This is a genomic window from Streptomyces graminofaciens (assembly GCF_030294945.1).
GTDB lineage: Bacteria > Actinomycetota > Actinomycetes > Streptomycetales > Streptomycetaceae > Streptomyces > Streptomyces graminofaciens.
The window spans coordinates 6,727,609-6,740,241 of the sequence record NZ_AP018448.1; the positions used below are offsets into that span (position 1 = coordinate 6,727,609).

Genomic DNA, 12,633 nt, shown 5'->3' on the forward strand with positions numbered 1-12,633 from the left:
CCGTTTCTGCCCGACGGCTCGTCAGCATGCCGAGCCACAAGCCCTACGGAGCATCGGGGGATGCACATGAACAGCGTTCCGCAGCACCTGCTCAGTGAGGACCGCCAGGAGTACGAGCGGATCCTCGGCGAGGCGCTGCGCTCCGCACCACACCGCCCGGAATTCGCCGCCGGCCTGCAGCGGCTCAACCCCGAACAACTGCGCACGATGGCCCTCAACGCCACGACCCTCATCACAGAAGCCGCGGCGACCGAGTACCAGCACTATGTGAAGATCCGCGAGGAACTGCGCAACCCCGCCGCCTCGACCCCGCCCGCCCGCGAAGGCACGGCGACGGGCTCGGCCGAGCCGGACGGTACGGCCGAGAGCCTCGCGGCCACCATAAGTGGAGCCACGGAGGCTGCCGGGGCCGGCGCGGGCGCCGTCGCCACGGTGCTCGCCCCCGTCCTCGCCGGCACAGCCGCGGGGATCTTCCTCCTTGTCGGCTACGTCATGAAGATGATCGCCCCCGAGCGGGCCATAGCCCAGACACTCCTGACCACCGGTTGGGTCTTCGGCGCGGTCACAGCGGCGGCGATCCTTGTCGCCGCGGTCGGCCTCCTGCTCACCGCCCTCCGCAACAGCGCCACGGCCCTGGACGACGGAGCACGCAGCGAGTTGAGCGACGAAGTGGCCCGGGCCAGGGGTGCCTGGCGCGACGCCCTTCTGGAGCGTGGCATTTTCCCGTTCCTACGCGAGGCACTCGCCAACCCGGGCATGGTTCCGCTCGGCGACCCGCCCCGGCCGACACCGCCCAGCCGCATGCCGCACCTGGGCTACAACCGCCCGAGCTTCAGCAGCCCGGACAGTGGCACCACCACGGGCCACCGCCCCAGCTTCAGCAGCCCGGACTTCACGAGCCCGGACTTCGGCGGCCCGGAACACCAGCCCGACTGACCTGCCGGGCCCAGGCCGCCGCAACCGGCCCCACCGGGACAACGGCGGCCACCCCGGCCCCGACCCGCCTTCTCACCACACCCAACGGCTCACCTACACCACCGCCGGACCACCGGACCACCAGACCGCCCTACCGCCCTACCGCGCGGCTGAGCGGCTGAGCGGCTGAGCGGCTGAGCGGCTGAGCGGCTGAGCGGCTGAGCGGCTGAGCGGCTGAGCGGCTGAGCGGCTGAGGCCAGGCTGCCGCGGCTGAGGCCAGGCTGCCGCGGCCGAAGGACGTGCCCTCGAGCCGCGCCGCACCTGAGTCTGAAGCTCGGCCCGCGGAACAGCAGACGCCGACCGAGCCCGACCCGCCCGTCAGTCCGCGATCGGCAGATAGACCCGGTTCCCCGCGTCCGCGAACTCCTTCGACTTCTGGGCCATGCCCTCCTCGATCTCCGCCCGGGAGCCGCCGTGCTCACGGCGGATGTCCTGGGAGATCTTCATCGAGCAGAACTTCGGACCGCACATCGAGCAGAAGTGGGCCGTCTTGGCCGGCTCCGCCGGCAGCGTCTCGTCGTGGAACTCACGAGCCGTGTCGGGGTCGAGAGCCAGGTTGAACTGGTCCTCCCAGCGGAACTCGAAGCGGGCGTCCGACAGCGCGTCGTCCCACTCCTGTGCGCCAGGGTGTCCCTTGGCGAGGTCCGCCGCATGGGCCGCGATCTTGTAGGTGATGACGCCCGTCTTGACGTCGTCACGATTGGGTAGCCCCAAGTGCTCCTTGGGAGTGACGTAGCAGAGCATCGCCGTGCCCCACCACGCGATCATCGCGGCACCTATGCCCGAGGTGATGTGGTCGTACGCCGGAGCGACGTCCGTGGTCAGCGGGCCGAGCGTATAGAACGGAGCTTCATCGCAGATCTCCTGCTGAAGGTCGATGTTCTCCTTGATCTTGTGCATCGGGACATGTCCCGGGCCTTCGATCATGGTCTGAACATTGAAACGCTTCGCGATCCGGTTGAGTTCCCCGAGCGTGCGCAACTCCGCGAACTGCGCCTCGTCGTTGGCGTCCGCGATGGAGCCGGGCCGTAGGCCGTCACCGAGCGAGTAGGTGACGTCGTACGCGGCGAGGATCTCGCACAGTTCCTCGAAGTTCTCGTAGAGGAACGACTCCTTGTGGTGGGCCAGACACCAGGCCGCCATGATGGAGCCGCCGCGCGAGACGATGCCCGTCTTCCGGTTGGCGGTGAGCGGCACATACGGCAGGCGCACACCCGCGTGGACCGTCATGTAGTCCACGCCCTGCTCGGCCTGCTCGATGACCGTGTCCTTGTAGATCTCCCAGGTCAGCTCCTCGGCCCTGCCGTCGACCTTCTCCAGAGCCTGGTAGAGCGGCACCGTGCCGATGGGAACGGGGGAGTTGCGCAGCACCCACTCACGGGTGGTGTGGATATTGCGCCCGGTGGACAGGTCCATGACCGTGTCGGCGCCCCAGCGGGTCGCCCAGGTCATCTTCTCGACCTCCTCCTCGATGGAGGAAGTGACCGCAGAGTTGCCGATGTTGGCGTTCACCTTCACCAGGAACCGCTTGCCGATGATCATCGGCTCGATCTCCGGGTGGTTCACGTTGGCGGGCAGTACGGCCCTGCCCGCCGCGATCTCCTCACGGACGACTTCGGGCGAGACGTTCTCCCGGACGGCCACGAACTCCATCTCGGGCGTGATCTCTCCGCGCCGCGCGTACGCGAGTTGAGTCACGGCCTGACCGTCCCGGCTCCGTCGTGGCTGACGCGGCCGCCCAGGAAACACCGCATCGAGATTGCGCAGTCCCCCGCGCGGCGAGGTGTGCTTGATCCCGTCGTCCTCGGGCCGGACAGGACGGCCCGCGTACTCCTCGGTGTCACCGCGGGCGGTGATCCAACTCTCGCGAAGCGGGGCGAGCCCCCTACGGACGTCGGTGTCGGCGGTCGGATCGGTGTACGGGCCGGAGGTGTCGTACAGGGTGACCGACTGCCCGTTGGTGAGATGCACCTGACGGACCGGCACGCGCAGATCGGGGCGCGAGCCCTCGACATACGCCTTGTGCCAGCCGATGGACTTCCCGGCCTCCTGGGGCTCGCCATCCCGGGACTCGGGATTTACCCCATTCGTCCCCGTCTGGCCGGAGGCAGGCGTGCGTGTGTCCTCGATGGTCATGAGACCTACTCCCTACGCCGGCATTACCCGGTAACAGGTTCAGCGGTCGACGCAGCGATTTCCGCCCGGCGATGTTCCACGTGAAACATCGCGTCTGCGTAGGTCAGCGCCCTCTCAGCCCGGTGCTCCGAGCTCCCGCGTGTGCAAAGGTGCCCTCCACGCTAGCGGCAGATGTGGCGCGGTGAACAGTGGGCACCGCTCGTTCTTGCGATGATCGGTCGGTGACCTCGACACAGCATCCCCCGTTCCCACCCTCCGAGCCGCCGCACGGCCATGGCCTCGCGAACGGCCATTGGGACGGCAGCGGCGGCGGGCACGCCCCCGGTGACGGGCATGAACACGCCTCGCCGCCCCCTGCCGGTGGCCACGGTGACTCCGCCCCGCCTCCAGGCGGGGGCCACGGTCATTCCCATGGCCATAGTCACAGTCACGGGCCCGCCGCGCCCGTCTCACAGCACCTGCGCAAGGTGATCGCCGCGGTGCTGATCCCCTTCGCGACCGCGGTCGTCGTGGGGCTTGTCGTGCTCTGGCCCGGCGGCGCCCCCTCGCACGAGCGCACCGGCGTGGGCTTCGACCGGCAGACACAGGCGGCCACGGTCACCAAGGTCGACGAGGTCAGCTGTGCGTCGGTGAACGCCTCGGGGGAGGCCCCGTCCGGCGACACGTCCACGGCGGAGGGCTCGTCCGCCCAGCAGCAGGCGAACGGCACCTGCAAGAAGGCGACGATCCGCATCGACACCGGCAAGGACAAGGGCCGTACGTTCACGGAGATCGTCCAGCCCGACCAGTCCCGGCAGCTGAGTGAGGGCCAGGAGGTCGTGGTCGCCTACGAACCTGCCGCGCCCAAGGATCTCCAGTACTCGGTCACCGATGTGAACCGTAAGTTCCCGATGGCACTGCTGGCCGGGATCTTCGCACTCGCGGTCGTTGTGGTGGGCAGGTTGCGCGGTGTCATGGCGTTGGTCGCGCTGGCCGTCAGCTTCATGGTGCTGACCTTCTTCATCCTGCCGGCCATCCTGCAGGGCTCGAATCCGCTGGTCGTGGCCGTGGTGGGAGCCAGCGCCATCATGCTGATCGCGCTCTATATGTGCCACGGCCTCTCGGCGAGGACATCGGTCGCGGTGCTCGGCACTCTGATCTCGCTGCTGCTGATCGGTGTCCTGGGCTCGATGTTCATCGGCTGGGCGGCACTGACCGGCAACACCGACGACAACACCGGCCTGATCCACGGACTGTATCCGTCGATCGACATGAGCGGTCTGCTGCTCGCGGGCGTCATCATCGGCTCGCTCGGCGTGCTCGACGACGTGACGGTCACCCAGACGTCCGCGGTCTGGGAGTTGCACGAGGCGAACCCGGCGATGGGCTGGCGCGGGCTGTACCGGGCGGGCATCCGGATCGGCCGCGACCACATCGCATCGGTCGTCAACACCCTCGTCCTCGCCTACGCGGGTGCCGCCCTGCCGCTGCTGTTGCTCTTCTCGATCGCGCAGAGCAGTGTCGGCACGGTCGCCAACAGCGAGCTGGTCGCCGAGGAGATCGTGCGGACGCTGGTCGGCTCGATCGGCCTGGTGGCCTCCGTGCCGGTGACCACCGTGCTGGCGGCCCTGGTGGTCTCGGCCGACCGCCCTGGCACCCCTGAGGTCGCAGCCGCGGCCGCTCCGGCACGTACCGGAAGGGGCCGCCGCCGCAAGCGCTGAAGCGTTCCGCCACCACTGGCGGCCCCAACAGCCACACCGACCGCACCCGGTCCGCTACGACGCCGACAGCCGCGTACCGCCCCAGAGGAAGCGTTACGGCACTCTCGGCGCCGTACGGCTCAACCCGCGCTCTGTTCCTCGGCCAGGATGCGGTCCAGCGCCTCGTCGAGCAGGGCGTCGAAGTCGGCGAGGGAACGCTCCTGCCCCAGCGGCACGAGCTTGTCCGTGCGGTCCAGGAAGGCCACGAGCGGCGCCGTGCCGGCCCGGAAGAGCGCCTGGTCGCTGCCGACCTGAAGCCGGATCAGCACCTCGCCGAACCCTTCCGGATCGGCGGGCGCGATGTGCACGTCCCCGTCACCGCACGGCCGACCCACTCCGTCGATCAGCAGCTCCCGCCCGAAGGCCCAGGTCACGGGGGCGTCGCCCGGCAGATGGAAGGTCAGCCGCACGGCGTAGGGATCACAGGTCTCGTAACGCAGCTCCACCGGAATGCGGAAGGAGAGCTCCTCCGACACGAGGAAGCTCATCATGACCTCAGCCTGTACCGACTCGCGCATCGCCTACCCCGCCGTGTTTGTCGACTGGCCAGGAAACATCTGCCTGACACTGCTGGAAGTTTGCTGAAAGTACACAAGAGATCACAAGGAGTGATTTTTCAGATACTGATAGAGATCGCGAGTGTCCCTACGAGCTTTCCGATCTCCGTCTGCAACTGATGCGCCGCGGTCATCAGCCGGTCCGCCTGGTGTGCTGGCAGCGAAATGGCCATCGTCGCGGCCGTCGGCCCAGCCGTGATGGGAATCGCGGCACAGACCGTCCCGAGGGCGTACTCCTGCCGCTCGACGACCGGTTCCATCCGTCCGATGCGGTCCAGGCGCCGCAACAGGCTCTCGTTGTCGCGCACCGTGTACGGGGTGATCGACTGCACGGGATAGCGGTCGAGGTGGTCCCGGCGGGCCCCCTCGCCGAGCTGGGAGAGCAGGCACTGCCCGATGGCGTGGGCGTGCCCCGTCTCCCGGAAGTCGGCCCACTCCTCGACCGCGGGGAGACCCGGGGAGTCCGCGACGCACATGACCTCGATCTCGCCCTCGCGGTAGGCCGCGTAGTACACGGGTACGCCGATGGTGTCCCGCCAGTGGGCAAGCGCTTCGCTCACGCTGCTGCGACGTTTCTGCTGTGCTCCGCTGCTACTCAACCGCTCGGCAGCCTCGCCCAGGAAGAACAGCCCTTTCTCCCGGCGCAGATAGCCCTCGTGGACCAGGGTGCGCAGCAGGTGGTACGCCGTGGGGAGCGCGAGGCCTGCGTCCCGCGCCAACTGCTTCGCGGGCGCCCCGTGTTCCCGCCCTGCGACCGCCTCCAGTAGCCGCATCGCCCGCTGCACGGAGCCGATGAGGGTGCCGGAGTGGGCCTCCGGCACGGCGGTGGGGGGCTTCGGTGCCGGGATGTGCAGTCCCGAGGGGCGAGGGGTGTCCGGCGGACGAGGGGCTTGCGACGGGCTCGGGCCATCCGGCGACCGAGAAGGCTCCGTCAGCCGAGAACCCTCCGAAGGCGTACGCTTTTCCGCCGCTCGGGGCCGGGCGCACGGAACGGATTCCTCGCCCGGTGACGTACGAGGCTGCTCGGGCGGAGCCGCCGTCTTCGACGGTGTCGTACGCGGTTGTGTCGACGCGGGGGGTGTCTCCGTGGGCCGGGTGGCAGGGCGCTCGGGGGCGGCGGCCGTTCGTGTCGGGCGGGGGCCCGGCTGCTCGGGGGGAGCCGCGCTCTGCGGCGGTGTCGATCTGGGCCCGGGCTGCGCGGGCGGAGCGGCGCTCTGGGCCGACCGGGGGCGCGGCTGGGCGGGTGGGGCGAGGGGTTCTGCGGGTGCGGTGTCAGCCGTGGCCAAGGGTCACTCCCGAAGCACGAGGAGGGCCGCCCGTGCGGGGAACACGGGAGGGGAGAGGCGCCGCACGCGGGGGTCGAGCCCGCGACGAGCTTCCGGACTCTAACCGCCTGCCACCGCTCGCCGACCGCCCCGCCGGGAAACTTCCCCCGGGCGAGCGAACCTCGCGTTCCTGTTACCGCCCCGCCCGTGACCAGCGCCTCACCAGTCGCCGCGCGACGACGACCCCGCCGTGAACTTCCGTACGACGTAGATCAGTCCGCCGACCAGCGCCACGAAGACCAGTGCCTTGAAGAGCAGGCCGACCACGACCTGGACGACGCTGACTATCAGTCCGCCGAACACGAGCAGAGCGATGACCGGCACCGCGATCCACTTCACCCACCACGGCATCCCCGCGAAGATCTCCCGCATCGCCTTGCTCCTTGTGTCCAGGCCCGTGGCCCTCTTCCAGGGCTCTCTTCCGGGACTTCTGACGTCCTGCCATCGATGCTAGGACGGCGAGGAGGGCGTTCGGGGGCTTCGCAGCCCTTGTCCAACCCTGATCGTTCCCCTAGGGAACCCTGAAGCGGATGTCAGCCCTCCGGCGGAGAGAACACCACCATGACCCGCAGATCCTCGGTGATGTGGTGGAACTTGTGGGCGACTCCGGCGGGCACGTAGACGACGCTGCCGCGCGCGACCTGGGTGGTCTCCATGCCGACGGTGAGCGAGGCGCGGCCGCTCACGACGAAGTACACCTCGTCCTGCTTGTGCGGGTTCTGCGGGTCGAGTTCGCCGGCGTCGAGGGCGTAGAGACCGACGGACATGTTCCGCTCGCGCAGGAACTGCAGGTAGGCACCGTCGTTGGCGGCGCGTTCCGCCTCCAGTTCATCCAACCGGAATGCCTTCATCGATTTGGTCCGCCCTTGCCCGTACTCGTAACCGATCTCGTCTGTCACGATCAGACACATGATGAATTTCCTAGTCAAGACGATAGCCAACGCGGGCGCCCTGGCGGTCGCCGTATGGGTGCTGGACAAGATCACGCTCACCGGGGACAGCACGGGCAAGAAGGTCGGCACACTACTGCTGGTCGCGCTCGTATTCGGCCTGGTGAACGCCGTGGTCAAGCCGCTCGTGAACCTGCTGACCCTGCCGCTGTTCATCTTGACGCTCGGCCTTTTCACCTTGATCGTGAACGCCCTGATGCTGCTGCTCACCTCGTGGCTGGCCGACAAGCTCGACCTCAGCTTCCACGTGGACGGCTTCTGGACGGCCGTACTCGGCGCCCTGATCATCTCGATCGTCTCCTGGGCGCTCCACCTCGTCCTGCCCGACGGTGACTGAGGTCCCGAGATGATTTACCGCGTCTGCTTCGTCTGTACCGGCAACATCTGCCGTTCCCCGATGGCCGAGGCCGTTTTCCGCGCACGTATAGAGGAGGCCGGCCTCGACGGCACGGTCGAGGTCGACAGCGCGGGCACCGGCGGCTGGCACGAGGGTGACGGTGCCGATCCCCGCACGGTCTCCGTCCTGGAGTCGAACGGCTACGACAGCCATCACGCCGCGCGGCAGTTCCAGGTCTCCTGGTTCTCCCGCCTCGACCTCGTCATCGCCCTCGACACCGGCCATCTCAAGGCCTTGCGCCGGCTCGCGCCCACCACGGAGGACGCCGAGAAAGTACGGCTTCTGCGCTCCTACGACCCTGCCGCGGACGACGACCTCGATGTTCCCGACCCGTACTACGGAGGCATGGACGGCTTCGAGGAGTGCCTCGAACTGGTGGAGGCGGCGAGCCCCGGGCTGCTCGCCGCCGTACGCGAGCAGGTGGAGGGACCGGCGGCATGAGCGCGGAGGACATCGTTCCGGACCTCGGTGACGGCACGCGCGCGGTGCGGGCCGGGCTACCCGACCCCGTGAAGCACGAGCCGACCCTCCCGGGCCCGGTCTTCGCCGCCCACTACCATCTGCCGGGCGACCCCACGGGCCCGTACACCTACGGCCGCGACGAGAACCCCACCTGGACCCTCCTGGAGCGCGCCATCGGCGAGCTGGAGGCGCCGGGGCGGGACGACGTCGAGACGCTCGTCTTCCCCTCCGGGATGGCCGCCATCTCCGCCGTGCTCTTCTCCCAGCTGAGCGCCGGAGACATCGCGGTCCTGCCGAACGACGGCTACCAGGCACTGCCCCTGGTCCATGAGCAGCTGCGCTCGTACGGCATCGAGGTGCGCACCGCCCCGACCGCCGACAACGCCCAGCTCGACCTCCTCGACGGCGCGAGGCTGCTCTGGCTGGAGACCCCGTCCAACCCTGGTCTGGACGTGTGCGACGTGCGGCGGCTCAGTGAGGCGGCACGCGCGCGTGGCTGTCTCGTCGCGGTCGACAACACACTGGCGACCCCGCTCGGGCAGCGGCCGCTGGAGCTGGGCGCCGACTTCTCCGTGGCCAGCGGCACCAAGCAGCTCACCGGGCACGGAGATGTGCTGCTCGGATACGTCGTGTCGCGCGATGCCTCGCTGATGGCCGGTGTACGGCGCTGGCGCAAGATCGTCGGGGCGATCCCGGGCCCGATGGAGGCCTGGCTCGCACACCGCTCCCTCGCCACGCTCCATCTGCGCGCCGACCGGCAGAACGCCAACGCCCTGGCCGTTGCGGAGGCGTTGAGGGGGCGGCGCGAGGTCACCGGGCTGCGTTATCCGGGGCTCCCCGACGATCCCTCGCACAAGATCGCCGCGCAGCAGATGCGGCGCTACGGCTGTGTGGTCTCTTTCACACTGCCCACGCGCGCGCGTGCCGACCGTTTTCTCGACGCGCTCCGCCTCGTGGACGACGCCACGAGCTTCGGCGGGGTCCGGTCGACGGCCGAGCGGCGCGGCCGGTGGGGTGGTGACGCCGTTCCGGAAGGTTTCATCCGCTTCTCCGCCGGCGCGGAGGACACCGACGATCTGGTGGCGGACGTGCTGCGTGCGCTCGATGTGGCTACCGACTAGTGACCCGGTACGTACAAGGGACGGTCCGAGCCTCCCCCCTCATGGCTCGGACCGTCCTGGGTTCCTCGCACGAAGAACCGCGCCGACAAGGCTAGTTGACTCTGCGTCAGTGTCCAATCACAGGAGCGGCAGCGACCTGTCGAGCGGCACGCTCGAACGCCGGTTGGGCCGCCCTGATCTTCCTTCGCCAGGCCCGGGGAGTGACCCCCCACGACCATCGGTGACGAACTCGCCGACAAGGCGGCGCCCCACCTCGACGCACTGGTGGAGATCACCGAGACAGGTCTCGACGACGACTCCTCCTCCCGCGCCCTCCACCTCGCCGGACCACCGGAGTTCACTGCCGAGCGGGCCCTTCCCGCCTCACCGAGCTGACCGGGGACGACGGCCAGGGCTTCACCTCGCGGGTCTCCTTCGGGGCCACCGACGAGACGCTGGAGGGCCTTGCCGCCGGACACCACGACCTGGCCATCACCACCCGCCCGGCCCCTGGCGCCCTGCTCACCGCTGCCCCGCTCTGCGACGAGGGGCAGTTCCTGGTGGTCCGCACCGGCACACTGGCCGGGTCGCACATCGCCCGGGCACACGAGTGGCTGCTGCATACGGCTGCGGACGGGCCCTGAAGGGGCCCTGGAACTCCTCGATCAAGGAGGCTGCTTCTCGGCTCGGCGGCCTCCCACCGGCGCCGGAGTACCGCTTCTTGGTCGTGCGGCGATGTTTCACGTGGAACATGCGGGGCCACATTTCTCCCATGACCGTACGACCCGTGGTCAAGCGCACCGCCCGCGCCATCCTGCTCGATGGTGACGCCCTGATCCTCATCAAGCGGACCAAGCCCGGCATGGATCCCTACTGGGTCACACCGGGCGGCGGAGTCGAGCAGGAGGACCCGACCGTCGTCGACGCGCTCCACCGCGAAGTGCACGAGGAACTCGGCGCCAAGATCACCGATGTGGTGCCTTGTTTCGTCGACACCGTCGAGCACATCGGCGAGGACGGCGGCGCGACCGGCGTGAAGGTCCAGCACTTCTTCGTCTGCCGCCTGGAATCCATGGACCCGTCCAAGCGGCACGGCCCCGAGGTGGACGACCCGCTCGGCGAGTACGAGATCGTGCGCGTCCCCTTCACCCGGGTGGGCATCGCGTCCGTCCATCTCGTGCCGCTGTCCCTGCGGCACTATCTCGACGGGAACATCGAGGGTGTACGAGCGATGCACGCACCCGACCTGGGCTGACGTTCAGTCCCCGGCAGCCACCAGTTCCTCCACCGAGTCATGGCGTATGCGCCGCAGAGGGACGCCCACGCCCTTGAGGGCGTTCACGCCGCTGCGGATCATGCCGGGCGGCCCCGAGATGTACGCGTCGTACTCGTGCCACGGCCCGTACTGGCGTATGGCGTCGGGAAGCTGGAGCAGTCCGTCCCGGTCCACGACCGGGCGGACCTCCAGCCAGGGGTTGCTCTGCTTCAGCCGCAGCAACGTGTCGATGTCGTACAGGTCGTGGTCGGTGCGGGCGCCGTAGAAAACCTCGACCGGGCGACGCACTCCGCGTTCCGAGACGTCCTCGATCATGGCCTTGATGGGGGCGATACCGGTGCCGCCGCCCAGACAGAGCAGTCCGCTGTCGGTGGAGTGGTCGACGGTCATGGTGCCTGCCGGCGGACCGAGGCGTATGACGTCACCAGGCCGGGCACGGTGCACAAGCGCGTTGGAGACCCAGCCCGCCGGGATCGCCTTCACATGGAACGACAGCAGTCCGTCCGAGCGGGGTGCCGAGGCGAACGAGTAGTGCCGCCAGATCCGCGGCCACCAGGGAGTCTCCAGGCTCGTGTACTGCCCGGCCAGAAAGGGATACGGCTGGTTCGGACGGACGGTGACGACCGCTATCTCTGCAGTTCTGAGCTCGTGCGAGACGATCTCGGCGAGCCACCAGGGTGGGGAGTGCAACTCGTCCGCGGCCGCCGCGTCGATCATCACCTGGGAGATCGTCGTGTACGCCCGGACCCAGGCCGCCTCGGTCTCGTCGTCCCAGATCCCGTCCGCATAGCGGCTCAGCGCGCCGATCAGGCACTCGCCGACGGCCGGGTAGTGCTCGGCCTGGGTGCCGTACTTGCGGTGGCCCCGGCCGAGGTTCTGCAGATAGTCGACCAGGACCGGGGCGTTGTCGATGTGCTCGGCCGCGGTCAGGAGCGCCTTCAGCAGGCGGTCCCGCTGAGTGTCCATCGCCGCGGGGAACAGTGAGCGCAGCTCGGGGTGCTGGACGAAGAGCAGCGCGTAGAAGTACGAGGTGACCTTGTCGGCGACGGGTCCGATCTCGGCCATGGTGCGCCGGATGAGCACGGCGTCGGGGGAGGCCTCCGGGGTGCGCGCGGCAGGCTGGACGGGGGCCCCTGTCTCGAAGACGGAGTCCTCGGGGCCCTGTGGGTCACGAGCCTCACCCTGCTGGGGGTGGGGTGCCGCGACGGGTGGCGGTACAGCGGCAGGGCGTGGTGCCGCGGCGGCAGGCGGTGCGTCGAACGCCGGTATTCGTTCCCGTGGGGAGCCGTTCCGCTCCTGTTCCGGGCCGCTGTGGAGCTCCTGGGAGCGGCGCACGGGCCGCATCGCGGCGAGACGGTTCCCCTCGGGCTCCTGGTCTCCGCCGGAGGATGGCGGCTGCGTGCGCGGTGTGAACCAGCCGCCTCCGTCGCTGTCCCCCGAAGTGCCGTTGCCGGCCGACGTGGTGGTCGGAGCGTCCATGGTGTGCCTCGCCTCGAACATCTTTCGGTCGATCTGCGCACTTCCCCGATCGGAAGTTGCCTGCTTTCCCCCGCAGACGGCTTGCTTTCCCCGTGCGTTCCCTGTCGACCAATGCGGCCACATTCAACCTGCGTTCCCGCGCCGTACGGACAAGTAGGTGAGAGTGTGACGTGAACCGCAGCACCCCCACCGCAGCGTTCCAGTGCTCGGGAACGCCTTGGCCGTGTAACGGCAAAC

Annotated in this window: 12 protein-coding genes and 1 pseudogene; 7 read left to right on the forward strand and 6 right to left on the reverse strand. The window is 69.0% G+C overall.

The annotated features are described in order from the left end of the window. The first annotated feature begins 60 nt into the window (after positions 1–60). Positions 61–936 (forward strand): hypothetical protein, encoded by an 876-nt coding sequence (locus SGFS_RS29035; protein WP_286254663.1) that lies wholly within the window; start codon positions 61–63, stop codon positions 934–936. 357 nt (positions 937–1,293) lie between these two features. Here the strand turns inward: SGFS_RS29035 and thiC are convergent, their stop codons facing one another. Beyond that, positions 1,294–3,111, reverse strand: coding sequence for a phosphomethylpyrimidine synthase ThiC (gene thiC, locus SGFS_RS29040; protein ID WP_286254665.1), 1,818 nt, complete (start codon positions 3,109–3,111; stop codon positions 1,294–1,296). Between the two features lie 221 nt (positions 3,112–3,332). Here thiC and SGFS_RS29045 point away from each other — a divergent pair, with 221 nt between their 5' ends. Next, the gene (locus SGFS_RS29045; RefSeq protein ID WP_286254667.1) at positions 3,333–4,811 is read left to right on the forward strand and encodes a YibE/F family protein; all 1,479 of its coding nucleotides are present in this window, start codon (positions 3,333–3,335) and stop codon (positions 4,809–4,811) included. 119 nt (positions 4,812–4,930) lie between these two features. Here SGFS_RS29045 and SGFS_RS29050 read toward each other — a convergent pair whose 3' ends face one another. The 4 genes from SGFS_RS29050 to SGFS_RS29065 form a co-directional block, all read right to left on the reverse strand. Then, on the reverse strand, positions 4,931–5,368 hold the full coding sequence (locus SGFS_RS29050) for an SsgA family sporulation/cell division regulator (RefSeq protein WP_286254668.1): 438 nt from the start codon (positions 5,366–5,368) through the stop codon (positions 4,931–4,933). A gap of 98 nt (positions 5,369–5,466) precedes the next feature. Beyond that, entirely contained in the window at positions 5,467–6,192 is a 726-nt protein-coding gene (locus SGFS_RS29055; RefSeq protein WP_434028218.1) for an IclR family transcriptional regulator, read from the reverse strand. A gap of 699 nt (positions 6,193–6,891) precedes the next feature. Then, positions 6,892–7,104 carry a DUF5326 family protein gene (locus SGFS_RS29060; RefSeq protein ID WP_286254670.1) on the reverse strand — a complete coding sequence of 71 codons (213 nt, stop codon included), beginning with the start codon at positions 7,102–7,104 and terminating at the stop codon, positions 6,892–6,894. A 161-nt stretch (positions 7,105–7,265) separates the two neighbouring features. Further along, the gene (locus tag SGFS_RS29065; protein WP_286260121.1) at positions 7,266–7,583 is read right to left on the reverse strand and encodes a cupin domain-containing protein; all 318 of its coding nucleotides are present in this window, start codon (positions 7,581–7,583) and stop codon (positions 7,266–7,268) included. A 58-nt stretch (positions 7,584–7,641) separates the two neighbouring features. Here SGFS_RS29065 and SGFS_RS29070 point away from each other — a divergent pair, with 58 nt between their 5' ends. The 5 genes and pseudogenes from SGFS_RS29070 (at position 7,642) to SGFS_RS29090 (ending at position 10,896) form a co-directional block, all read left to right on the forward strand. Beyond that, positions 7,642–8,019, forward strand: coding sequence for a phage holin family protein (locus SGFS_RS29070; protein ID WP_286254671.1), 378 nt, complete (start codon positions 7,642–7,644; stop codon positions 8,017–8,019). A 9-nt stretch (positions 8,020–8,028) separates the two neighbouring features. Beyond that, positions 8,029–8,520: a low molecular weight protein-tyrosine-phosphatase gene (locus tag SGFS_RS29075; RefSeq protein WP_286254674.1), complete on the forward strand. Its 492-nt coding sequence runs from the start codon at positions 8,029–8,031 to the stop codon at positions 8,518–8,520. Continuing rightward, complete coding sequence (locus SGFS_RS29080; protein WP_286254676.1) at positions 8,517–9,662, forward strand: cystathionine gamma-lyase; 1,146 nt, start codon at positions 8,517–8,519, stop codon at positions 9,660–9,662. The genes SGFS_RS29075 and SGFS_RS29080 overlap by 4 nt, the downstream gene beginning before the upstream one ends. Positions 9,663–9,810: 148 nt before the next feature. After that, positions 9,811–10,204 (forward strand): annotated as a pseudogene (locus SGFS_RS29085) (LysR family transcriptional regulator); the annotation flags it as partial. A gap of 209 nt (positions 10,205–10,413) precedes the next feature. Beyond that, positions 10,414–10,896, forward strand: coding sequence for an NUDIX domain-containing protein (locus SGFS_RS29090; protein ID WP_286254678.1), 483 nt, complete (start codon positions 10,414–10,416; stop codon positions 10,894–10,896). Positions 10,897–10,899: 3 nt separating this feature from the next. Here SGFS_RS29090 and SGFS_RS29095 read toward each other — a convergent pair whose 3' ends face one another. After that, positions 10,900–12,396, reverse strand: coding sequence for a globin domain-containing protein (locus SGFS_RS29095; protein WP_286254679.1), 1,497 nt, complete (start codon positions 12,394–12,396; stop codon positions 10,900–10,902). Between the last annotated feature and the right edge of the window lie 237 nt (positions 12,397–12,633).